Origin of the sequence: Phaeodactylibacter sp. (assembly GCF_022763345.1) — a bacterium.
Lineage (GTDB): Bacteria > Bacteroidota > Bacteroidia > Chitinophagales > Saprospiraceae > Phaeodactylibacter.
Map to the genome: position 1 here is coordinate 128,845 of NZ_JALEGS010000049.1, position 24,567 is coordinate 153,411.

At 51.1% G+C, this 24,567-nt stretch carries 16 protein-coding genes and 1 pseudogene; 11 read left to right on the top strand and 6 right to left on the bottom strand.

Translation table 11 applies throughout. The features are described from left to right. Positions 1–24: 24 nt before the first annotated feature. A complete protein-coding gene (locus tag MRY86_RS13235; protein WP_293565026.1) occupies positions 25–2,367 on the bottom strand; it encodes a hypothetical protein in 2,343 nt (780 codons plus the stop codon). 271 nt (positions 2,368–2,638) lie between these two features. Between MRY86_RS13235 and MRY86_RS13240 the strand changes: the two genes are divergently transcribed. The 6 genes from MRY86_RS13240 to MRY86_RS13265 all read left to right on the top strand — a co-directional run bounded on the left by MRY86_RS13240 (position 2,639) and on the right by MRY86_RS13265 (position 9,985). After that, a complete protein-coding gene (locus tag MRY86_RS13240; protein ID WP_293565024.1) occupies positions 2,639–3,643 on the top strand; it encodes a sugar phosphate nucleotidyltransferase in 1,005 nt (334 codons plus the stop codon). A 9-nt stretch (positions 3,644–3,652) separates the two neighbouring features. Next, complete coding sequence (locus MRY86_RS13245) at positions 3,653–5,407, top strand: tetratricopeptide repeat protein (RefSeq protein ID WP_293565022.1); 1,755 nt, start codon at positions 3,653–3,655, stop codon at positions 5,405–5,407. A gap of 70 nt (positions 5,408–5,477) precedes the next feature. Beyond that, positions 5,478–6,248 carry a DUF4292 domain-containing protein gene (locus tag MRY86_RS13250; RefSeq protein WP_293565020.1) on the top strand — a complete coding sequence of 257 codons (771 nt, stop codon included), beginning with the start codon at positions 5,478–5,480 and terminating at the stop codon, positions 6,246–6,248. 4 nt (positions 6,249–6,252) lie between these two features. Then, the gene (locus MRY86_RS13255; protein WP_293565018.1) at positions 6,253–7,488 is read left to right on the top strand and encodes a peptidoglycan DD-metalloendopeptidase family protein; all 1,236 of its coding nucleotides are present in this window, start codon (positions 6,253–6,255) and stop codon (positions 7,486–7,488) included. Positions 7,489–7,538: 50 nt separating this feature from the next. Beyond that, a complete protein-coding gene (gene hflX, locus MRY86_RS13260) occupies positions 7,539–8,753 on the top strand; it encodes a GTPase HflX (protein WP_293565016.1) in 1,215 nt (404 codons plus the stop codon). Positions 8,754–8,932: 179 nt separating this feature from the next. Further along, on the top strand, positions 8,933–9,985 hold the full coding sequence (locus MRY86_RS13265) for a hypothetical protein (RefSeq protein WP_293565014.1): 1,053 nt from the start codon (positions 8,933–8,935) through the stop codon (positions 9,983–9,985). A gap of 20 nt (positions 9,986–10,005) precedes the next feature. Here the strand turns inward: MRY86_RS13265 and MRY86_RS13270 are convergent, their stop codons facing one another. Beyond that, entirely contained in the window at positions 10,006–11,232 is a 1,227-nt protein-coding gene (locus tag MRY86_RS13270; protein WP_293565012.1) for an alanine dehydrogenase, read from the bottom strand. 173 nt (positions 11,233–11,405) lie between these two features. Beyond that, positions 11,406–11,825 carry a tRNA (adenosine(37)-N6)-threonylcarbamoyltransferase complex ATPase subunit type 1 TsaE gene (gene tsaE / locus MRY86_RS13275; protein WP_293565010.1) on the bottom strand — a complete coding sequence of 140 codons (420 nt, stop codon included), beginning with the start codon at positions 11,823–11,825 and terminating at the stop codon, positions 11,406–11,408. A 434-nt stretch (positions 11,826–12,259) separates the two neighbouring features. Here tsaE and MRY86_RS13280 point away from each other — a divergent pair, with 434 nt between their 5' ends. The 3 genes and pseudogenes from MRY86_RS13280 to MRY86_RS13290 all read left to right on the top strand — a co-directional run. Then, positions 12,260–13,411, top strand: a complete 1,152-nt coding sequence (locus MRY86_RS13280) for a Gfo/Idh/MocA family oxidoreductase (RefSeq protein WP_293565008.1) — start codon at positions 12,260–12,262, stop codon at positions 13,409–13,411. A gap of 79 nt (positions 13,412–13,490) precedes the next feature. Beyond that, positions 13,491–15,263, top strand: a complete 1,773-nt coding sequence (locus tag MRY86_RS13285; RefSeq protein ID WP_293565006.1) for a T9SS type A sorting domain-containing protein — start codon at positions 13,491–13,493, stop codon at positions 15,261–15,263. A 318-nt stretch (positions 15,264–15,581) separates the two neighbouring features. Then, positions 15,582–18,656: pseudogene (locus MRY86_RS13290) on the top strand (PA domain-containing protein); the annotation flags it as partial. 124 nt (positions 18,657–18,780) lie between these two features. Here the strand turns inward: MRY86_RS13290 and MRY86_RS13295 are convergent. After that, positions 18,781–20,085 carry an MFS transporter gene (locus MRY86_RS13295; RefSeq protein ID WP_293565002.1) on the bottom strand — a complete coding sequence of 435 codons (1,305 nt, stop codon included), beginning with the start codon at positions 20,083–20,085 and terminating at the stop codon, positions 18,781–18,783. Positions 20,086–20,158: 73 nt separating this feature from the next. Here MRY86_RS13295 and rimK point away from each other — a divergent pair, with 73 nt between their 5' ends. Beyond that, positions 20,159–21,043, top strand: coding sequence for a 30S ribosomal protein S6--L-glutamate ligase (gene rimK, locus MRY86_RS13300; RefSeq protein WP_293565001.1), 885 nt, complete (start codon positions 20,159–20,161; stop codon positions 21,041–21,043). A 2-nt stretch (positions 21,044–21,045) separates the two neighbouring features. Next, a complete protein-coding gene (locus MRY86_RS13305) occupies positions 21,046–22,005 on the top strand; it encodes a succinylglutamate desuccinylase/aspartoacylase family protein (RefSeq protein ID WP_293564999.1) in 960 nt (319 codons plus the stop codon). Positions 22,006–22,014: 9 nt separating this feature from the next. Here MRY86_RS13305 and MRY86_RS13310 read toward each other — a convergent pair whose 3' ends face one another. Beyond that, positions 22,015–23,088: an alanine/ornithine racemase family PLP-dependent enzyme gene (locus tag MRY86_RS13310; protein ID WP_293564997.1), complete on the bottom strand. Its 1,074-nt coding sequence runs from the start codon at positions 23,086–23,088 to the stop codon at positions 22,015–22,017. A gap of 229 nt (positions 23,089–23,317) precedes the next feature. Next, entirely contained in the window at positions 23,318–24,472 is a 1,155-nt protein-coding gene (gene alr, locus MRY86_RS13315; RefSeq protein WP_293564995.1) for an alanine racemase, read from the bottom strand. Positions 24,473–24,567 lie beyond the last annotated feature (95 nt).

Below are 24,567 nucleotides of genomic sequence, written 5' to 3' on the forward strand. Positions count from 1 at the left end.
TCTGTTCTTGTTCCCTTTACCCCGCTAATTGATGACCATAATCTTAGCCACCGCTGCATCTGGCTGGGCATTCAGGCTGGTATTGCGGCCATTGCTGCTGCTAAATACCAGATAGACACCAGTTTGCACCCGCCGTCCGTTGTAGTCCGTGCCATTCCAGACCGCCTGCCCGCCCAGGGCATTGGTCTCAAAAACCAGCTTGCCCGTCACGTCTGTAATTTTCACTACCGCATCCCGAGCCAGGCCATTGATGGCGATTGGGCCTTCGTAGTCCTCTCGTACAGGATTGGGGTACACCAGAATATCTGAGCTATGTACCCTGCCGCCTTCAACCGCATCGCTCTGGTAGGAGATGATGCCCTTTGCCGTACCGATAAAGACCTCTCCGGTTTGCTGATCTACGGCAATGTCTACAATATTGTTGTCAAAAAGTGGGCTGTTGGCTTCCGTAAACCGGTCGACTTGTTCCTCACCGGAGGGAGAAAGCAGGAAAACACCATTCTGTGTACCTATCCACTTCCGGTTAGCACCGTCAACGGCTATATCGATCACATTTTCGGTCTCCAGAAGGCGGGCGCCAAAGCCATCCTGCTCAACGATACGCCTCGTACCAATGCAAGACTCATCGAAGGCACTGCTTCCGCATTCAAAAATCACCACCCCTTCTGTTGTGCCCACCCAGATATCCCCGTCGAGGTCGGCGGTTACGCAGTTGACGTCATTATTTGGGAGCTCGCTGTTGTTGGCCGTGAAGACGCGGCACCGATCGTCATTGGGGTCTTCCATTTCCCCTTCGTCAAACAAGAGCAGGCCTCCACTACTGCTGCCCAGGCGTATCCATTTGTACCCGCTGCCGTCCACAGCAATATCGAGCAGGGTGCTTTGACCGCAGGAGGGCAGAAAGCTGCGCCACTCACCACCGGGCATTAATACGGATAAAGGAGCAGGGGCCGAGTTGTTGCCCACCCAGAGGTTGTTTTCTTCATCAAATGCAAGTCCACCCACCCGGACCCTGATATCTTGTTGTGCCACCTGAAGGGTAGAGTTATCAGTGTTGTAGGTGGTAATTTGGTCGGTGGCAGGATCGACTTCCACGAGCCCTTCGATGTAGCTGCCCATATAGACCTTGCCATTTTCCGGGTGGATAGCAGAGGTGACAAAAACCTGTATATCGTCATCTGGGCTATTGAGGTCATCCCCTTTGAGTTCGTCCCGTAGGTCCCGGTTGTAGATGGTCCACTGGCCGTTGATAAAGGAAGCGAATCCGTCCCGGATAAAGATTGGGCCAAGGGTTTGGTCGAGCCCCCCGGAAGCCATCCAAAGCTGTCCGTTGGCAATGGACATATTCCAGATGGCTTCGGAGAAAGGCGAATTAAAGTTCAGAGATTCGCAGAAGCCTTGTTCAAAGTTCTCGGCGTAGCGAAAATCAGAACCAACGGCTTCATTACCGTACCAAAGCCGACCCCGCTCATCCTCTATTGCATAATTGGGGGTGAAAATACAGTTGAATGGCAAAGGGCCGGTCCGCCCATCCGGATGCAAATAAACCACCCGCCCGGGCCGGAAGCCTACCAGCAGCAGTGTCCCCTCGTGCGACATAAACTGCAGGGTGCTGCCTGTCTCGGCATAGAAATATTCCAGCTGCTGATTCTCATACCGGAAAGCCGTGTCATTAACACCCACATACAGCGCTCCCTCAAACGTCTCGAAACCCCTCGCGCTGTAGTCCATTGGGAAGCCCTCGGAAGGGCCAAGCAAGTCCCAGTTGCCAAAGTCATCCGGGTTGACGTTATTGGTGGAAATGCGGTAGATGCCTTCCGCAGTAGCAGCGTAGAGGTCTTCCTCAAAAACATGCACGCTGTTGACTTCTACCCCTGTGAGTGTGGTGGACCGAAACTCCGCATTCAGAATATCCAGCTCGGATACCCCATAGGTGGCGGCCATATAGACGATGCTGTCATTGAGAATGTGTATATCATTGATCCGCTTCTCTCCGGAAAAATTCTGGAAGTTACGGATTTGATTGAGCGTCACCACTTCCCCGTCTTCGTAAAGGAGGTCGATTACTGCATTTTGATAAACTATGATCAAAATTTTGCTAAATGAATTGTAACGGATGAACTCTACGCCTGCGTTGCTCAGCCCGTCTACAGTGGAAAGAAAGTCCACAGCAAAGTCCGTCTTATCTACTGAGAGAACAGACATTTCGGTAGAGAAGTAGACTTTTTCGGCACTTTGGGTGACGTATTGCCCGGCCTGATAGGGCAGGTGGCTCCTCCACTGACCAATAGGCAGCGGGTTCTGGCCCTGCGCAAATGTGCAAATCAAACAAAGACCAAACGTCCACAGTAGAAATTGGCGCATCATATTGGTGTTTATTGGTTCTCCGGCCTGTTTCGCCGTAAAAGGAGCGAAAAAAGCTTCTTTTTACTGAAAAAATCAACAAAGACTACAACAACTGACGTTGCATAAGACCTTATATTGTACCTCGCCGCTAATTTAAGTAAACAATACAAAGGAGCTGTTCAAACTATCACGGGCTTCCATGCCTTTAATAAAGGGGCAACCGGAAACAAATACGCACAATTGTTAAACCCCCGGAGTATCCCTGATTTGAAAACTAAACCAATCCTGAATTATGAAGATTATCATTCCGATGGCAGGCCGCGGATCCCGCCTGCGCCCACACACCCTCACTATCCCCAAGCCCCTGCTGCCAGTAAGCGGCAAGCCTATTGTCCAACGTATCGTGGAAGACCTTGCCGAAGCACTGGACGAACCAGTGGAGGAAGTCGCATTTGTCATAGGTGACTTCGGAGCAGAAGCAGAAGCGCAGTTGCAGGAAATTGCTGCTAAGGTAGGCGCCAAATGCTCTATTTATACGCAGGATATCCCTCACGGGCCGGGCCATGCGATACTGTGTGCCAAGCCAAGCCTGAGTGGTAACTGTATTGTAGCTTTCGCAGATACACTGTTTAAGGCTAACTTTTCTTTTGACCCCAAAGAAGACGGTATTATTTGGTGCCAGAAAGTTGAAGACCCCTCTTCATTTGGAGTAGTGAAGACCGACGAAAATAATGTCATTACAGAGTTTGTGGAAAAGTCGCCAACCTTCGTTTCCGATCTGGCAATTGTTGGGCTATATTATGTGCGGGACGGTGAGCGCCTCCGGGAAACCCTTCAGCATATGGTGGACAACGACATTCGGGACAAAGGCGAATTTCAGATTACCACGGCTCTGGAGCTGCTCAAAAACAACGGTGTGAAGTTTCGCTCGGCTCAGATTGAGGAATGGCTGGACTGCGGCAACAAGGATAACGTTGTGGCAACCAACCGTCGTATGCTGCAGCTCAAGCAAGATAAGGAAAAACTGGTTGCCGACAGCGTTACGCTGGAAAATGCTATTCTTATCCCGCCTTGCTTTATTGGAGAAAATGTTGTGATTCGTAACAGTGTCGTAGGGCCTCATGTATCTTTGGGCCACAATTCAACGGTGGAACAATCCGTTATCAGTGATGCAGTCATACAAAATGACACCGTAGTCCGCCATGCCAACCTCAGCCATTCCATGCTGGGCAACAAAGTCGATTACGAAGGGAATAAGTCGGAAATTAGTATAGGCGACTATTCCGAATACAAGTAACAGAACGCTATGAGGAAAAAAATCCTAAAGGAAGGGATCGTAAACGAATCAGGATTGGCTGGCCTTTTCGGGCTGGTCGTCCTGATGCTGCTGAGTGCCGCTCCGGGCCTTATGGCTCAGGTAGACCGGGTAGACGAAGAAGCCGTCAAAATACAGGAGCTGTTTATCGATGCGAGCCGGGAGAAGCTCCTGGGCAACTATGATGAGGCAATCGGCATGCTTGAAAATATTTTGCGCAAAGACCGTGAAAATGCGACTGCTGCTTTTGAAATAGCCCGAATTTATGAAGCCCAAAGCGACCGCGACAAGAGCCTGAAATACGCCAAAGATGCCACCGAATGGGATGCAGATAATATTTGGTACCACAAATTTCTGGCCGATTTGCAACAGCAGGCCGGACTATTTGAAGAGGCTGCTGCAACCTACGAGCGCGTGGTGGAGCTGGAGCCCAACGATGAGCAAAGCTACTATCGCCTTGCCTTCCTTTTGGTCAAAGCCAACGAAATTAAGGACGCCCTGAAGGTCTATGACGACCTGGAAACCCGCCTGGGGCTTAACGAGGAAGTCATCCGCCGCAAGCATACCTTATACCTGAGCCAACGACAAGACAAAAAGGCAGCCGAAGAGCTGCTGCGGCTCATCGATGCCTTCCCGGACAACGTGCAGTACCGGCATTTGCTGGCGGGGTTTTACGAGCAAATTGGAGAAGACCAAAAAGCACGCTCGGTCTACACCGATATCCTCAAAATTGACCCGGAAAACGCTAAAGCTAAATTGGCACTCGCTGGACAGTCCGGTCAGGAAACCGACGAAATCCGCTACCTCAATCAATTAAAGGAGCCGTTCTATAACCCAGATACGGATATCGATGTGAAAATCACGAACATCATACCCTTAATTCAGAAAGTAGCGGACACCGGAGATCAAAGCCTGGCCGATGCCTTGCTGGAGCTTACTGATATCCTGGAGGAAGTCCACCCGGGCAGTGCAAAAGCGTCTTCAGCAGCGGGCGATCTGCTCTATCATTCGGGCCGTAAGAAGGAAGCCCTGCCTAAATATCTGGGAGCGATAGAAGAAGACAACGCCAACTTCATGGTTTGGGAGCAAATCATGCAATTGTACGAGGAGACGTTTCAGTTTGAAGCGCTAAAGGGTTTTAGTGAGCGCGCTATGGACTACTATCCGAATCAGCCTGTAGTGTACTACATGAATGCGCTGGCGGATTATCACCTGGGCAATCACGATGCCGCCCTTTCCACCCTGCAGCAGGCGGGTTTTATGGCTGGTGGTAATGTCCGGGCGCTGGTGCTGATCCACTCTTTAGAGGGGTTGTTGTATCAGGCCGCCGGAGATACTGGTGCTGCCGACGAAGCTTTTGGCAAAGCACTGGCTACCGATGATACCGCCCCACCAGCACTATCCCGTTATGCCTATGCCCTGGCGCAGCGGGAGGAAAAGCTAAAGGATGCCGAGCAAATGGCCCGAAAAGCCAATGAGCTGCTGCCCGGTCAGGCCGCCTACCAAATGCAACTGGGCTGGGTGCTCTACAAGAAAGGCGATTATCAGGAAGCCCGCGCATGGTTGCAGCGTGCCGTAGAAAACGGGGGCAGTGCCAGCCCAGTCATTCTGGAGCACCTGGGCGATACGCTCTACCAACTCGGTAAAGTGGAGGAGGCTGTAGCGAACTGGAAGAAAGCACGGGCTGCTGGCGCTGGTTCTTCCGCGCTGGAGCAGAAAATTGAGCAGCGAAAGCTGGTGGAGTAACCAAAACCACCTTCGCCCCGTCAGTATTCATAAAGCCGCAAGCCGGCTTTTTTCATCAACAAACGCTAATATGAAGTATACTTCTTATGCCATTCTGCTACTGGCTGTCCTCTCGCTAAACAGTTGCGCTTCCATCCGCAAATCCAAAGGCGTTGCCGATAAAGATATGACCGCTTCCAGTTTGCTGAAGCGTATGGAAAAACAACGCTTGTCGCCGGATTGGTTCGAGAGCCGCCTGCGTATAGACTATGCGGATGAAGATATGTCGGTCTCTGCCAGTGCCACAATTCGCATGAAAAAGGACAGTCTGCTGTGGCTGAGTGTGAAGAAGCTCGGCTTTGAGATTGCCCGGGTGCAGGTGACCTCTGACTCCGTTTATGTAGTGGACCGGTTCAACAAGGAATACACCATAGAGGGGCTGGCTTACCTGGCATCGTCCTATGGCCTACCGGCAGGTAGCCTGTCTGAGCTCCAGGATTTTATACTTGGCAACCCCATCTTTTTTGGCGGCGATGAACTGGGTATCGAGCCACTGGGGCCCACTTACCGCCTCAAGGGAGGGAGCGACGAGATGGCAGCTGAATACCTTATCGGCACAGCTGATTTTTTGCTGAAAAAAATGGCATTTAAAGATTTACGCAACGATCAGGAAATGAGTGCCTTACTGGAAGGGTATGAAGACCTGGAAGAGGAACAGAAATTTTCCTATATTCGTAATCTTATGTTGGAAAGCAAGTATTCGGGTCAGGCGAATGTGACCCTACAGTTCAGCAACATAGAACTAAATGTCCCAAAACCAATAAAATTTGATATCCCATCCAGATATACACGGGCCAAATAAATTCATGCACAGGCTGCCTTTCAGGTGTGGCATATTACTCGCCCTGGTACTGTTTTGTGTTCCGGTACTGCTTAACGGGCAAAACCGGGAAGAGCTGGAGCGCAAGCGGGAGCGCCTGCTGCAGGAAATAAAAGCCACTGAAACAGCCCTTAACAATACTAAAAAGGACAAAGAAGCGACCCTCGAGCAATACATTGCGATAAGGACTCAAATTCGCAACCGGCAGGAGTTGGTCCGTACCCTGGAACAGGAGCTGCAGCAGGTAGATGCCAGCATACGCCGGTCTGAGGTAGTGCTTTTGGCGCTACAGGGCGATATTGAACGCCTCAAGAAAGAATACGCCCACACCATGCGGGTCGCCTACCGGCACAAACTTAGTCAGAGTATGCTGGTCTTTCTGTTCTCCGCAGAGAGTTTCAACGATGCCTTCAGCCGCTGGCAGTACATCCGGCAGTATGACCGCTTCCGCAAAAAACAGGCGGTCAACATTATCGAAACCCAAGAGATGCTCACTGAGCGTACGGCACAACTCGAAGCCCGGCGGGTAGAGCAACAGCAGCTTCTGGCGGCACAACAACGGCAGACTGTTTTGCTGCAGGAAGAATTCCAGGAAAAAAACCGCCTTCTGAAGAAACTTAAAACCAGTGAACAGCAGTTAATGGCTAAGCTGGACGAACAACAGGCCGCTCACGAAGGGCTCAATCAGGCTATTGAGGAAATCATCGTCGCCGAGATGTCCCGAAAACGCCGGGAAGCCAGGGAGCGTGTTCCGGCTGGTGCAACGGCTACAGCGCCGAAAGCCCCGGCTGCCACAGTGGAAGCAGCAGCAACGCTTTCCCGCAATTTTAGCAATCAGCGCGGGCGGTTGCCGTGGCCCGTCCGGTCCGGTCAGGTTAGCAAATCCTTCGGCAATGCAATTGTCATGGAAGATACCGGGCTGAAGCTGCCCAATAATGGCATTGAAATTCAGGCACAAAATGGTGCAGACATTTTCCCGGTCTTTGAAGGGGAAGTTACGCACATCACCTTCGTACCCGTATATCAAAACGCTATATTGGTGAACCACGGTGATTTCTTTACACTATACTACCGCATTGAAGAAGTGCTGGTGGAGAAAGGGCAGCCCGTTGGGCCCAATCAGCCTATAGGCCGCCTCGCCGGGGATAACAATACGGTGCATTTCGAAATTTGGAAAGGCACTCAGAAACTGAACCCTGAAACCTGGTTGCAGAACCGGTAGACTGAGCGTACAGGCAGAACCCTGTACCAATTATTCACTACAAAGAATTTATGGCACACGACTGGACAATAGGTACAAAAGACAAGAAAGGTTTAAAGCAAAAGAAAGAGTACGCCATTCTGGTAGGCGTAGTCCGTCAACTGCAAACCGAAGAAGAGGTAGAGGAGTACCTGGACGAACTGGAATTTCTGGCCCTTACTGCTGGCGCAAAAACCCGTAAGCGCTATATTCAAAAGCTCAGCCAACCGGATAAGCGGACTTTTGTCGGTAAGGGCAAGCTGGAGGAAATTAAAGAATACATCGATGCCCATGAGGAGGTTAGTATGGTTATTTTTGACGATGACCTTTCCGGCAAGCAGGTGAACATACTCGAAGAGTTCCTCAAACTGAAAATTGTAGACCGCAGTACCCTCATTCTGGATATTTTCGCCAGCCGCGCACAAACGGCTCAGGCCAAAACACAGGTAGAGCTGGCCCAGCTGCAGTATCTCCTGCCTCGGTTGCGGGGGCTTTGGACTCACCTTGAGCGGCAGCGTGGTGGTATCGGTATGCGAGGCCCGGGTGAGAAGGAGATCGAGACGGACCGCCGTATTGTGCGGGATAAAATCTCTCTGCTTAAGAAGAAGCTGGAGAAAATTGACCAGCAAAATCAGACTCAACGCAAACAGCGCGGGGAAATGATCCGCGTAGCCCTGGTCGGTTACACCAACGTAGGCAAGTCGACGCTCATGAATCTGATGAGCAAGTCGGAAGTATTTGCCGAAAACAAGCTCTTCGCTACGTTGGATACTACGGTCCGGAAAGTGGTCATTGACCGCATGCCTTTTCTGCTTTCTGATACCGTTGGGTTTATCCGGAAGCTTCCGCACCATTTGGTGGAAAGCTTTAAGTCTACCCTGGATGAGGTGCGGGAGAGCGATATCCTCCTTCATGTTGTAGATGTAGCGCACCCCTTGCACGAAGATCATATCCGTACCGTTAACAGCACCCTGAAAGACCTGGAAGCCGTTGATAAACCCACGCTGCTGGTCTTCAATAAGATCGACTTGTACCGGGAACGCAACTACGATGATTTGCTGACGGAAGAGGGCAAGCGGGAGATTGAAGAAGGCTTGCTTGGTAATCTGAGCTATATGTTTGACCAGGAATGTATGTTTGTCTCTGCGGCCACTGGCGAGAATATTGGTGAACTCCGTGCAAAGCTTCAGCAGATGGTGCACGAACAGTATATGATACGGTACCCCTATAGGGCCAAGCAGTGGTAGATGCCGCTGTTTTGGCGCCAAACTGCAACATTCTAACTCAGGCAGTCGTAAAAAACGAAGTATAGCTGGTCTTATTTTCAGCTCGGCAATATGCACACAACCTGGGTAAACAGGAAGAAACTAAGGGGCTTGGAACCCATAGCAAAACTTGTTTGTCCCCCCATAATCCCAGTCAGACTATGAGAAGAAAAATGCAAAAACTTACCGCATTGGCCATTGGGCTGATGCTCGTTTGCTGTTCCGCTGCGGGGCAGGGGCGCTATGTCCGGCTGCAGGGGCAGATTCTGAGCAGTCAGCCTGGAGCTGAGCCAACACCCTTTCACCTCGATGCCTATAAAATTACTGCAAAAGGACAGCGGCAGCTTGTCCGGTTGAGCCGGTTTGCCGGTCCGGACTATCATTTATACCTCGAAGCTGGTTTCGATCACGAAGTTTTGATTCAAATGCTGGATCATCCTCCACATTCGGTGCACATTGGGGCTATTCACCCTGCTCCGGCGGCAACTGACCGGCTTGTGATGGAAAAGAACTTCATCGTGCCATTAGCTGAGGAGGACACCAGGCCGCCCATCGCGAGCAGAGCCCCTTCTCCTCCCAGTCTGCCGGAAGTCACCATCCGTCCAATGCTTATAAATGCAGAGCCCCCGGGCTTGTTCCTGGTTTGGGGCGATACTAATGCAGTAACAGTCCCGGTACCCGACCACCCTAACGAGCAGGTCCGCCCTTTTGAGGTCACCTTTGAGGAGGAGGGATTAGATACGGGCTTGGGATACCCGGTTGAAGCAGGCCCTTCCAAGCATCAAGCATCTACCTCGGTTCTCTCCCCCGCTTTGTCTAAGGAACCGGTCCCATCGATTTTTATCGAAGAGGAAAGGCTGTCCTCAACGGATTACGGTCCTCCGGTAGCGTATTCGTCTGTGGAATCGGCGGATACCAGTCAGGATTTTCAGGTGGTTGCAACTATTAAAATGGCGACCGATAGAGAGGCGCCCGAACATCCAGGTATGCTGCAGCATATAGCTGATGCAGGTCTGCCACCTGCACCACGGCGAGCCCGTCTTCGTAACCCTGCCAACATGGTAGCGGGGCTTGCAGGCGATCAACAGAGGCAGTCTATTGCCCGCTTATCGGAAGGGCAGGAAATACAGGTGATAGAGTATACCACACCGGATTGGTGGATGGTCGCCCACGGCTCCATGATCGGATGGGTGAAATCGCAATACCTGGAGTAGGGGAGGCGCGTTTTTTGAAATTAAAGATTTGAAGTGATCAGAAGGTCCAGGTCTGTGGACTTGATTGAGAACCGCTCTCCCAGGTAGCTGTTGGTCAGGCAGCCTTTGTAGGTGTAGACCCCGTGGCGCAACCCATGGTTGTTGAAAAGCAAATGCTCTATACTGCCTGTACTGCCCGCTTTTAGCAGGATAGGCGTAAGGATATTGCTTACAGCCACCGATGCTGTACGGGCTACCCGTGAGGCAATGTTGGGTACGCAGTAATGGATAACTTCGTGCTTGTTAAAGGTGGGGTGATCAAAGGTAGTCACTTCAGAAGTAGCAAAGCATCCGCCCTGATCAATGCTCACATCGATAATGACTGCTCCAGGCTTCATGTTCATTACCATTTCTTCACTCACAACGATGGGCGTACGGCCCGATTTGGAATGCATGGCGCCAATAGCCACATCGGCATAAATGAGTTCTGCTTCCAGGTAGTGCGGGTTGATAGCAGAGGTATACAATGGGCGGCCCACCTGATTTTGCAGGCGCTTCAGTTTGTAGATGTTATTGTCAAAAATTCGGACTTCCGCACCCAGCCCCAGAGCCGTTCGCGTAGCGTACTCCGCCACGATACCTGCACCCAGTATGACCACTTTGGCGCTGGGCACACCGGAAATACCGCCCAGCAATACGCCTTTGCCACCACTCGTTGTCGCCATCAGCTCTGCTGCTGTCAGCATAGCGCTGATGCCGGCCATCTCGCTCATGATGCGTACAATTGGGAAAGTATCAGACTCATCCTTGATGTACTCCATTGCCAGCGCAATAACCCGTTTTTGCCGCAGCTTATTGATATAGTCCGCATTGATGATAGGGAGCTGCAGGGGGGAAATCAGGATTTGATTGGGGTGCATCAACTCAATCTCTGCCTGTGTGGGGGGCGCCACTTTAATAATGACGTCCGCTTTGTAAACCTGCTCCGCACTATAGGCAATATCAGCACCGGTTTCGGAATAGTCATGGTCAGAATAGCTGGACTCCTTCCCTGCCCCGGCTTCCACAATTACCCGGTGCCCGTGCCCGATAAGCGTTGCAACCGAAGAAGGGACGAGGGCTACCCGGTTTTCCTGCATGGTGATTTCCTTCGGAATACCAATGTAGAGTTTGTTAGGCTTGTTGCTGACCTGCAGCATCTCGGCTTGTGGTACAAACTGCTGTTCGGTAAATTCCTTGGGGATGGGTATCTTCTTCTTATCGCTCATAAAAGGATTGGCTTTCCTGAGAGACGGAAACAAAACAAGTGGATCAATTTTGGGTTTTGTGTCCCGGTTTGACCGGGATCATAAGCAACTGACAACCGTAGAGTTGCGTTGAAATATCACAAAAGCTTTAAGAAAAACATGGATCGGCTTGTTTCCATCAAACTACTTATAGCTTACAAAAATATAATTTTCCGGCTGGAATCGGACCCTATCTCAAGCTTTATTCGGAAAGTATCCTCCGGGAGCAGGTACTCAATCAGGCCCGGCCACTCGATCAGACAGCGCCGCCCGCTGTCAAGGTATTCTTCGATCCCGATATCCAGGGCTTCTTCCGTGTCATTTAAGCGGTAGAGGTCCACATGGTAGAAAGTTTCCCCTTCCTGGTCTTTGTATTCATTGACAAGGGAAAAGGTAGGGCTGCTTATGGTTTCCTCCGAACCCAGTTTTCGGCATATGGCCTTGATCAGTGTCGTTTTTCCTGCACCAATCTCACCGGTAAAAGTCCAGATGGTTTGTTCCGGAGTAGCTGTTTTCAGTAGCCTTTCGGCAATTTGGCCAACCTCCTCCAATGCGTACACGATCGTATTTGACATAAAGCAGTTCAACCGTTTATTGGTGAATTGAGCAGGCAGAGGCGGCAGAATGCCCCCGCAGCTATGTGAAAACAGCAGCAGCCGGACGCAGGTTTAATCTTTTAATGCCAAAAGGGCTTGCAATTTTAACAGGTATTGTTTTTCCCGTTTATCGTCAGGCAAAAGGCTTGGGTGCCTTGTATTCATTGCTTTTTTCGTAAAACTTGCCCAATCAAATTTTACCCTTTTTGAAAAAATATGCCTATTATTATGGTCATATAGCGGGCAAAACCTTAGATTTGAATCCCGACTCCTGGTTCAAATCCGAAGTCTTTGATAATTAAGCCGCCTCAATTTGGTCGCCTGCAAAATCCAGCGGGCATAAGAAGAAGGCTTGGTTTTTTAAGGGCATAGAACCTGAGCGCTAGAGAGATTATAATTAGCTGACTATCTATATGAGCCGAAAAATCCGGATGGGAATGGTAGGTGGTGGCCGCGGTGCCTTTATCGGTGCCGTGCATAGGATGGCTGCTACCCTGGATGGTGAGATTGAGCTGGTATGCGGAGCTTTCAGCAGCGATCCGGAAAAGTCCAAAGCTTCCGGCGCTGACCTTTATCTCCCACCTGAACGGGTATATGGCAGCTTTGAGGAAATGATCCTGAAGGAAAAAGCCCTGCCCGAAGGCGAACGTATGGATTTTGTGTCCATCGTGACGCCCAACCATGTGCATTTCCCACCGGCAAAAATGGCGCTGGAACATGGCTTCTCTGTGGTATGCGACAAACCTCTTTCCTTTAATACTGATGAAGCGCTGGAGCTGCAACAACTCGTTGAATCGACTGGGTTGCTATTTTCATTAACCCACAATTATACCGGGTACCCTATGGTCAAACAGGCGCGGGCAATGGTCCGCAACGGTGAGTTTGGGGCTATCCGAAAAGTCATTGTCGCCTATCCACAAGGGTGGCTTTCCACCCGTCTGGAAGCGACGAACCAAAAACAAGCCTCCTGGCGTACCGATCCTAAACGTTCCGGTGCAGCAGGAGCAATGGGCGATATAGGGACGCACGCAGAAAACCTGGCAGAGTATATCACAGGGCTTCGGATCACCAAACTGTGCGCAGACCTCCACACTTTCGTGGAAGGGCGGCAGCTGGATGATGACGGTAGCGTGTTGCTTCGCTTCGACAACGGCGCCCGGGGTATTCTCTACGCGACTCAGGTTGCAGCTGGAGAAGAAAATGCCCTGCATATCCGGGTATACGGAGAAAAAGGCGGCCTGGAATGGCATCAAATGTACCCCAACGACCTAAAGGTGCGCTGGCTGGACAAGCCCGAACAACTGCTCCGAACTGGCGTGGGGGATCTTTACCCTGACGCTCAGTCTGCTGCCCGTATCCCCGCCGGGCACCCGGAAGGCTACCTGGAAGCTTTTGCAAACATTTACCGGAATTTTGCTAATTGCCTGCGTGCTAAACTATCCGGACAAAAAGCAGACCCGGTGTATGAAGATTTTCCAACCGTTGCGGATGGAGTCCGGGGGATGAAATTTATCGACCGGGTTATTGAATCTTCCGAGAGCGATCAAAAATGGCTGCCGGTGTAATACACCGAGAGCTACCTTAACAACCGATTATTTTACAAGGTGGAAAACACCTGAAGCATAAAAAAGCACAAACATTAGTATGAAAAAACGCTACACTTTCTTCTTCTTGCTGGGATTGATGAGTTTAACCCTTAACGCGCAGGTTACTTGTGAGGAGCCAGGAGTTTTGTTAATGGATGATCTGTCGGCCTACGCTACCGGCGATATTACTTTTCAATCAGAGGACTGGGATACCTGGCCGGGTGCAACAACCGGGGCAGAAGTATCAACCGAACAAGCAAATACAGGCAGCAATTCAATCAAAATTGATGGCAACATCGACGGGCAGGATGCCTTGTTGCTGCTTGGCGGTCAGGAAAGCGGGCACTATGTCCTGTCCTGGTCAATGTTCGTATACGACTCCACAAGTGCTTATTTCAACCTTCAGCACGAAGCCCCAACCGATACAGAGGGATTCTGGGCGTTTGATGTATCCTTCGAAGGCGGGACAGGCACACTTGAAAAGTACGATGGCAGCGATGATGCCTCCTTTACTTACCCCTCCGGCACTTGGTTCCCGGTGTACCTTTTTATAGACATAGACAGCGACTACGCCCGCCTCGTCGTTAATGAAAGAACAGTAGACACCTGGCCATTTAGTAGTGGTAGTACAGAGTCCAGTCAGATGCACAGTATCAATTTTTACCCGCAGAATACCGGACATTCTTACTTCATCGATGATATCAGTCTGCTGGAAATTCCGGCAGCGGAAGCAGGACAATACTGTTACACGGCCGAAGTTCTGGAAGAACCGGGCTTTTATGCCGTTCCCGATCTTGCCTGCTACGGAGGCAGTTATGACCAGGGTGGTAGCGGCAGTGGCTTCAAAGCACATTGGTATCAATATACGCCTTCCACAGATGGTATCATGTCTGTTTCCAGTTGCGGAGGTGGAGTAGATAGCCGGGTTTGGATTTTTAAAGGTTCTGATTGTGAAAATCTAGGCATCGTTGGTGTAAATGACGACCGCTGCGATACAGGTGATGGCGATGATTACGCCTCCTACAGAGAGGCCGTGGTCACGGCAGGTGATACCTATTATATAATGTTCGATAACGCTTGGTCAGACTCTGGCTTTGGCTTTGAATTGGCTCTCGTAGAAGAAGCTCCAGCTGAAGGTCAATTCTGCGAATCTGCTGAAGATATTGAGCCGGGTGAACACGAAGTGGGTGCTATTGATGGAGAGTCAGCGGTGGCTGGCCCCAATATCAACAACACCTCAGGTTCAACGACCAACTACGCACAATCTAAGTGGTATCAGTTTACGCCTGGCTCAGACGGCTATATGAGCATTTCTGCCTGTGACTTTGCAGCAAGTGATACGCACTTTTTCGTGTACACAGGTGACTGCTCCACTTTTGAAGGGCTCAACCTGGTGGCTCAGAATGATAATGGATGCGGCGAGGGCTTGCTGACCTCCAGCCTGGACAGCATTGAGGTCACAGGTGGTGAAACCTACTACATCGAGTGGATCGACCGCTGGATGGATGGGCCCAGCGACGAGCTCTACATCTGGGAGCTTGGCTTCGATGCTTTTGTGGGCGTGGAGCAGGATGAAGTGCTCAAGCAAAGCTTTACTGTTTTCCCAAATCCGGCATCAGATGTGCTGAACATCCGGCTGGAACAAGCGCAGTTCACAGAGCGCACGCAAGTTACCCTGATGAACTTGCTGGGGCAGCCACTTGCTGAAAGGCAATTGGACGGCGGAGAAGCTCAGCTTCAACTGCCCGTTCATAACCTTCCTGCGGGCACCTACCAGCTACGCGTACTCATGGGAGACCGGCAGGCGACGCAAACGGTGCTTATTAAATGATAACCCAGGGGCCTTGAGTGGTATGATCTGGGCTCCCTTAAAGATAAACAGTGGAAAATTGCAGGCTTCTAACCTGCTTTTCTACTGTTCAACCGATTGTTAACTTTTATTCCATTCACTCAATTCAATACGTTTCGTATGAAAAAAACTTACATGAACAAGCTGCTTGCACTGGTAGCAGTCATGGCTTTTGCGATGACCTCTGTGCAGGCACAATCGTTTACTGTAGATGCTCCGGCAAGCGTTGCTGGTAGCTACAATCATGGTATTTCGGTGTTTACGAACCCCACTGCCACACCAAGCTTTTCCGGACCTGTTGTTGTTGTAGCCGATACATCTGGCGCATCGACTGCCTGCTTTCTAATCGAAGAGGACTTATCGGGCTCTGTAGCACTGCTTGACCGGGGTGCTTGCGGTTTTGATACCAAGGTCGCCAATGCGCAGGATGCGGGTGCAGTTGGTGTCATTCTTTGTAACAACGACACTGCTAACCCTGATGCTATTCTGAACGTCGCCAGCGCCGCTGGCTGCCGCCCGGATATCACCATTCCTACAGTTGTACTGAGCTACAACGACTGCCAGGCTATCCGCATGGAGGCCGGGCTAACGGTGACTTACGATGTGCCGGCAGGCAGCACCTATGAGTCAGCGATCGAGATTGGCGAAGGCACCTTTACCGTTGATGAAATCCCTATGGACTCCAGCAACACTTTTACTGGGGCTACCGGCGAAGTATGGTACAAGTATACACCTTCTGCAACTGGTGTGGTAACCGTTAGCTCCTGTGGAAGCGCAGCTGCCACGCGCTTGCTGTTCAACAGTGTTACAGATTGCCGTGCGAATTTGACCAACCTTATATTTGATCAGGGCAGCTGCCCGGACGATGCTGGCTCTACCCTGAATTGGCTGGTATTTGAAGGCGAGGACTACTACATCCTCTGGGATGATGCGAACTCTTCTGATGGCTTTGACTTCACCGTCAGCCTGGGCGATCCTGAGCCTGTTGATGTTACGCTGAATGTAGACATGCAGAACGAAACGGTAGCAGCAGAAGGTGTTAGCGTGGTTGTTGGCGGTCCTGGTGTATCTGACCTCAACGATGTGATCATTCAGACGATGTCTGACGATGATGGCGATGGTATCTACTCAACAACTATTCAGGTAACGACACTGGATACGATTGGTTACGCTTTTGTGAACGGCGGGGTGGATCCTGCCAATTTGGAGGTTGTACCAGATTCCTGCGGCGTACCAAGTGGCTTCGACTTCAACGTGCGTCCGTTCATCAACACTTCAATTTTCCCAGTAGAGGTTGATGCGGTATGTTTTGGCGCTTGTGAAGCTTGCCCGCTGGATATGGCTACCTGCGACCAGCCTACCGTAATCTGGACTGAAGACTTTGAGGCTCAGACAGTAGGTGCACCACCGGTAAACAACTTCATCATCCCATGGCCTGCTGCCGGTATTATCCTCGGTGATGTAAGCTCTGATCAGGCGGCAAGTGGTTCCAACTCTCACCTCATCACGGGTGACGGTACGGACGTAGACCCGGTTTACCTGTTGTCTAACCAGACATTGACTACCGGTCACTATGTCGTTAGCTGGAACATGTACATACCTGCCGATTCCACAGCCTACTTTAACTTCCAGAAGGATGCAACACCAGCCGTAGAATGGGCAGTTGAAGTGTTCTTCAATGGCGATGGCACTGGCGACCTCAATGCAGGTGCCGCTGACCCTCGTGCTAACTTTACCTACCCGGAAGGGGAATGGTTCTCGATTGTAACGGTGATTGATATCGATAATGACCTCATCCGTATGCATATTGACGGACAGTGGGTGTCCAGCTGGCCACTGAACTTTGATGCCAGCAGTACCGGAAACTTGCAGTCAATAGGCGCAGTGAACTACTACCCAAGACCAGACGAACCCGACTTTTGGTATGTAGACGACTTCACGGTAGCGCTGATTCCTGAGCCAGGTGACGGGCTATACTGCCAGACAGCAGAAGCAGTTGAGCCAGGCGTAGTTACAGCAGGAGAGCTGGACTGCTTTGGTGGCGGTCTGTTCTATGATCCATCTGATGGAGCTGGCCTGCAGGCTCGTTGGTTCAGCTATACGGCTACTGCTGATGGCTACATTAGCGTAAGCGCTTGCGGTGGCGGTGTGGATACCCGCGCATGGATCCTCGCGGGTGACTGTGGTGACCTTACACCAGTAGGTGTAAATGATGACCGCTGCGAAATTTCCGCTGGCGGCAGTGCATGGGCTACTTACCGTGAGGTGCCAGTGACTTCCGGCGAGACTTACTATATCGTGTGGGATGATACCTGGTCAGCTGACGGTTTTGACTGGGAACTGACGCTCAACGAAGGCGATCTGCCTGTAGGTGACTTCTGTGAGTCTGCTGAAGCCGTTGATCCGGGCATCCACACTGTTGAGGAATTTGGAGAAGCTTCTGTTGGTGGCTATCGCCCAGGTTACTTCACGACTTCTACTACTCCATACTCTGGTGGCGCATGGTACTCCTTTACGCCAGAAAATGATGGTTTCATGAGCATCAATTCCTGTGGAACTGACGCCGATACCTGGTTGTTCGTTTACACTGGCGATTGCGGTCTCCAGTCTCTGGAGCTGATCGCTGAAAGTGATAACGACTGTATCGTCGCTTCAAGCGTGGAAGATATTGAGGTAACTGGAGGTACCACTTACTATATCGAGTGGATCGACCGCAATGATGCCACTGGTTTCGACTGGGAGCTGAACTACAGCCCACCAACTGTAAACGTACAGATGGCTGTTGACGTGTCGCTGCTCGTAGAAGCTGGCGAACTCAGCCCAGACGGTGTATTCCTGGCGGGTAGCTTCAGCGATTTCAATAACGTTGAGATGTCTGACCTTGATGGCGACAACATCTACACCGTTACTGTACAGATTCCAGAGAACTCTACAGCAACTTACAAGTTCAAGAACGGTCCTGACGGATGGGAGAACATCGATACCAGCATTGGTGACGACTGTACGACCGGTGAATTCAATGACCGCTTCGTGGAAACAGGTACCATGAACATTCCGCTTGATCCGGTATGCTTTGGCTACTGCGTTTCTTGCCAGACGGTTGATGTGAGCGATGTAGCGCTGGAGCAGGGCGTATCTGTATTCCCTAATCCTGCGAAGGATGTGCTGAATGTACAGATCGATCTGCCAGAAGTGGCGAACCGCCTGAACATCCGCATGGTGAATGCATTGGGCCAGGTGGTACTGAGCCGTGATCTCGGTACACTTCAGAGCGATAACATCGAGCTGGATGTACGCAACCTGGCTGCCGGCACTTACATGCTGCAGGTGGTTGACGGACAGGCGCAGTTCACGCAGTCTGTTGTGATCAAGTAATAGCCTTTGGGCATGCTGAATAATCAAGTTCAGCTACTCATTGACTACATAAAAGCCCCGCCCGGCCGCTTTTAGAGCGTGCCGGGCGGGGCTCTTTTATGCCCTCATGAAAAGATCTTAACCTTTAAACCTCTGGTCTCGCGGTAGCCCGAACCCTCACCCTGAGCAGCAAAAGCAGCCCAACCAAAAAGAACCCGCTCAGCACCAGCATGCTCAGCCGCATGCTACCAGTGACCTGCTCCATTAATCCAAAGGTGAACGTGCCGACAATAATGGCTACCTTCTCCAGCACATCGTAAAAGCTGAAGTAGGAGGTGGTATCGTCTGAGTTTTCCGGAATGAGCTTTGAATAGGTAGACCGGGACAGAGACTGTATCCCTCCCATAACCAGCCCAACGGCCGCCGCGATGGCGTAAAATTGTGCTTTCTCCTGCACAAGATACCCTATTACGCAAATCGCTATCCAAATCAGCAACATGGCAATCAGGGATACTTTGTTGCCTTTCCACTCTGACAGGCGGGCAAAGCTGTAGGCGCCTAAAATAGCGACAATCTGAAGCAGGAGAATGATGACGATGAGTTCGGAAGTTTCAAAGTTGAGTTCTTTACTGGCAAAGGTGCTGGCCAGGAACAGCACCGTTTGTACGCCGGCACTGTAAAAGAAGAAGGAAAACAGGAACGCACGAATGTTCTGTTCCCCCTTTACGGCTCCCCATACTTTTTTCAGCTCCTGAAACCCTTTGCGAAGGATTTCGGGAGAGGTCTTCTGCTTTTCATCCGAAGGCAGCCGTCGGAAGGGGATTAGCGCAAATCCAATCCACCAAAACCCCACGGAAAGAAAAGCATAGCGTGTAGCCGTACCCTGATCCGGAAAACCAAAACGCTCCCAAAACTGCACCATCACCAGGTTGATAATGAGCAAAATAACACTCCCGATATAGCCAAAGGAGAACCCCCGGGCACTCACCCGGTCGTAGAGGTCCTCGGTGACGATCACGGGCAAAAAGGCATTGTAAAACACCAACCCGCCGGCAAACCCGATCATAGACAGCATAAAGCCAACCGTCCCTAGTTCGAGCTGCTCCATGCCTTTGAAGAAAAACAGGGAAAGGCAGGATAAGGAACCCAAAATGGTGAAAAACTTGAGGAAAAACTTCCGCCGGCCCCCGTAATCTGCTATGCCAGATAAGAGGGGGGAGAAGAGGGCAATAATGAAGTACGAAGCCGATATGGCAAAAGTATATAAAGAGCTATTGGACATTTCCATCCCAAAGACAGAAAGGTCTTCATCCGTAACTGCTACAAAGTAAGCCGGGAAGATCGCAGCAGTTATCACCAGCGCAAAAGCGGAGTTCGCCCAGTCAAAAATGGCCCAGCCATTAATGATGCGTTTGTCATTGATTGGGAAATCGGCAGAAGTTGAAGCCATGAGGTGTGGTAAGCGTGAAGAAAATTAATTTACCTTTGATTCGTGCGTAAATTACGAATAACCATTCGGAATTATGAAAATCGCGATTCTTTCACGGGGCCCGCAGCTGTATTCCACTCAGAGTCTTATCAGGGCAGGGATCAAAAGAGGGCACGAAATGCATGTGGTGGACCACACCCGCTGTTCGCTGGTACTGGAACGCGACCGCCCACGTATACTCTATCAGGGGTACCGGCTGGAACGGTTTGATGCGGTCATCCCCCGTATTGGAGCTTCCGTAACCTCTATTGGCGCTTCGGTCATCAGCCAGTTCGAAAATATGAACGTCTTTGTGGCTGCCAATGCCGCCGCTCTGATTGAAGCCCGGGACAAGCTGCGTTGCCTGCACCGCCTGGCACAGCATGGCATACAAATTCCTAAAACCCTCTTCGTTGCTTCCGGGCAAAACATGCAGGCAGCAGTTAGTCAGCTGGGGGGATTACCAGTGGTTGTCAAGCTTTTGGAGGGCACCCATGGCATAGGGGTCATTCTGGCGGAGACTTTCCGTACGGTAGAATCTACCGTGGAAGCTTTTCAGCGGTTGAACAATCGCGTGATGCTGCAGGAGTTTATCCGGGAGGCCAGAGGCAGGGATGTCCGGGTACTCGTAGTCAACAACCAGGTAGTGGCCGCCATGGAACGGCAGGCCCGGCCCGGTGAGTTTCGCTCCAACCTGCACCGGGGCGGCTCTGCCCGTCAGGTGAAGCTTACTCCCGAAGAGCGGGAGCTGGCGGTTAAAGTTGTACAAATTATGGGGCTCCATGTCGGTGGCGTGGACTTTCTGCGCTCAGAGCGTGGCCCGCTGATTATGGAAGTAAACGCCTCGCCCGGTCTGGAAGGTATAGAAACGGTCACCGGTATAAACGTCGCCGGAAGAATCATCCAATTTATCGAAGAAACCTTAGCCCAATCATCCTGACTATGAGTGAAGCCCTGTCATTAGAAATCCACAAGTCGAATATCGCTCCGGGGGAGGATGAAGTGGTGAAGATTCCAGTTGGCCAGTTACCCTCTGGTAACCCTATCCGTATTGAGGCGCATGTCTTTCGTGCGGAGGCTCCCGGCCCGGCGTTGCTGGTTATGGCGGGCATCCACGGGGATGAGATTAATGGGGTGGAAATCGTGCGCCGGGCATTGCAAAATGGGCGCTTTGCGGATTTGCAAAAGGGCAGTGTGGTGGCGATTCCCCTGGTGAATGTGTATGGTTTTGTGAACCGGTCGCGCGAGGTGCCGGATGGCAAAGACATCAACCGGTCTTTTCCGGGCAGCAGCCGGGGCTCTCTGGCCTCCCGCCTGGCGAATGCCCTGGCTAAGAAAGTACTGCCAGGAGTCGACATCATATTGGATTATCACACAGGCGGTGGCAACCTGTACAATTTTCCCCAGGTACGCTACAGCAAAGGCGATGAGCGCAGCCAGGAACTTGCTAAAGTATTCGGTGCGCCATTCAGTGTGGCCAAAGCGCCCATTCAGAAATCTTTTCGGAAAATTGCGTTGGAACATGGCAAGCCGGCCCTAATCTTCGAGGGCGGAGAGAGTCAGCGTTATGACGCCGCCTCCATTAAGTACGGCCTGGCGGGGCTCGACCGCTTGCTGAGCTACCTGGATATGGTTCCTGGAGAAGCCACCGGGCAGCCCTATCTGCGGCAACACTTCAGCCACCAAAGCTGGGTACGTTCGCCTAAAGCCGGGCTCTTCCTTTGGGAAAAGTCATCAGGCGATCAGGTAGAGAAAGGAGAAGAGATCGGATGGATCAATGACCCCTACGGAAGTAAGGACAGCAAAGCAGTGAAAGCTTCCCATACCGGCTATATCATAGGGCACAGTAATGCTGCTGTGGTCAATCAGGGCGATGCGCTATTCCACATTGCGTTCGAATAACTTCCGTCCTTACTCAATGACCCGCTTTTCAATATAGTCGGAATTGAGCAAGCTCAGTGCGCCCATGTATTTGAGCTGGAAGGATATCTCATCGCCTACCTTGTAGTTGGGGCTTTTGTCGCCCAGGTCTACCACCAGCATATCTGAGCTGGCATTAACGATGTTGATGTCTTCATCGTCCGGGATGAGGTACTCCACGGAAATGTCGAGTGTGCCAATATCCAGGATCGCCCGGTAGGATTCCTTGCCGTAGTCCTCTTCATTCACCTCAAAGACATCACCGGAGGGATTGGCGGCCAGCTGCCCGATGGGCACTTTAGGCTTTTTGGTGATCTCGATGATCTGTGTGAACAACCGCAGCACGTCGGGCTTCATCGCTTTGATCGGCTTTTCCTCAAACAAGTCCACCCCAAAGTAAAGCGTTTCGCCAATACGGAAGTGGTTGATGCCCGAGGGTATCTGCTGACGGAACAACAGCGGCAGCACTACAGAAGTCCCACCGGTAATCCATTGAATTTTCTTATTGAACTTGGCTTCCACGAGCTGTTTGTAAAGGCTAAGCTGTATCAGCTTGTCTTCTGAGGGCATAACACCGTGCAGGCAGTTCAGGTTAGAACCGATAGCGACGATTTCGATATTCGGCAGTTCGAAGATTTTCTCGTAAAACTCGATCAGGTTTTCTCCCATGATGCCCTCACGCAGGTCGCCGAGCTCGATCATGATGGTTACGCGGTGCACTTTGCCCTGCCGTTGTGCCTCTTCAGACAGTAGCTTGATTGTCGCGCTTTCTGAGTTGAAGCTTACATCTGCGTAGCGGATCACATCCTCCACTTCGCCCATAGCCGGCGGTTTGATGTACACCGTTTGCATATCCGGAGCAACCTTCTTGATCTTGGCAAGATTGAAAATCCGGCTGTCACAGACCTCTTTGATGCCCAGGTTGATAACTTCTTTCAGGAAGTCCTCATTACCACACAAGAGCTTGGTAACGATGGCCCAGTCGATGTCGTGCTTTTTAAAAATATTGTCCAGGTACTCATAATTATGCCGCAGGTGGCTTTTTTTAAGCGTAAGGTAAGCCATGGTGATTTGGTGAAGTTATAAAGTGAGTGGCTTTACCGGCAGGCGCAGGGGCCATGGGTTAAAGCAGAATTTCCGGAAAAAGCAAAGGAATGATACTTCCGCTGAGCGGAAAATGGAATGGACAGCGTTTTGTGAGAAGCTTCGATTACTGTAAGGCTTAATTTAAAGATTGCTTTCTATCTTCAAATTGGTAAACAAACGTATGTTATCTAGGTTTAATCGTGTTGAGCTAATCTACAATTTCCCGGGGGATATCCATAGGCAGACGGGTCAGCAACTCGTAATTGACTTGCTGGGAAAACTCCCCAAATGCAGAGACACCGAGCTCTAATTCCCCCTGATTGCCAATAATCACCACTTCATCGCCTCTTCCCACATGATCCACCTGGGAAATATCCACTGTGATGGCATTCATATTGACCATACCAATGACGCCCACCCGCTTACCCCGGATGAGTACCCGCCCGGCATTGCTTAGGGAGCGGGTAAAGCCGTGGCCGTAGCCGATAGGAATTGTAGCTACTTTCATCTCTTTAGTGGCCATATAAGAGGTGCCATAGCCCACATATTCTCCGGTTTTCACCGTTTTGGTGTCCATCACCTGGCTTTTCCAGGAGATCAGGCGTTCCAGTGGGTTATCCTGCCGGTTGACTTTACTGTTGTGCTCAATAAGGGTTTCCCGGCTGGGCCAAAAGCCATACTGAAGAATACCGATCCGGACCATATCCAGTCGGGTGGGCGGATAGCGTATTGCTGCGGCTGAGCAGGCCACATGCTTGATATCCGGCTGTAGCCCCTGATTGGCAAACCAGTTGAGGATGCGCTTGTAGACCTTGCGCTGTTGAGTGACCCGAACGTAATTGGCAATGCTCTCTGCCCCGGCAAAGTGAGTGCAAAGCCCCTGGAACTGCAGCAAGTCGGGGTACTTAAGCAGTAGTTCCGCCACATGGGGCAGCTCATGCGCTTCGTAGCCGATACGGTTCATGCCTGTTTCAACCTCAACGTGAACTTTTGCTTTCTTGCCAACTTTACGGGCAGCCCGGACAGCTGCCTCCAGCCGATCCGGCTCAAAAACATAAAACTCGATGTCGTTCTCGATTGCCCATTCCAGATGCTGGTCTTCCACCATCCCCATGATCATGATTTGCACTTCCTTGTCCTGAAGGCTTTTCTTGACCCGGTAGGCCTCACTGGCATCAAATACGCTGAAATGCTCGGCACCGCAAGCCACAGCAAGCGGGGCAAACATCTCGATACCGTGGCCGTAGGCATTCCCTTTGACCACCCAGGAGATTTTGGCGTCATTGCCAATCTGATTGCGTATAAAACGATAATTGCTTTCCAATGCCTTGCGGCTGATGGTAATTTTCGATGTCGCTAACATGGGCAGAGTTCTTGAGCGTAAATTAAGGAACTTGGCGGAGTTTTACTGCGGCGGGAGCCCCTCATTTTGTGTTTATTTCTGACGTTCAATCCTGC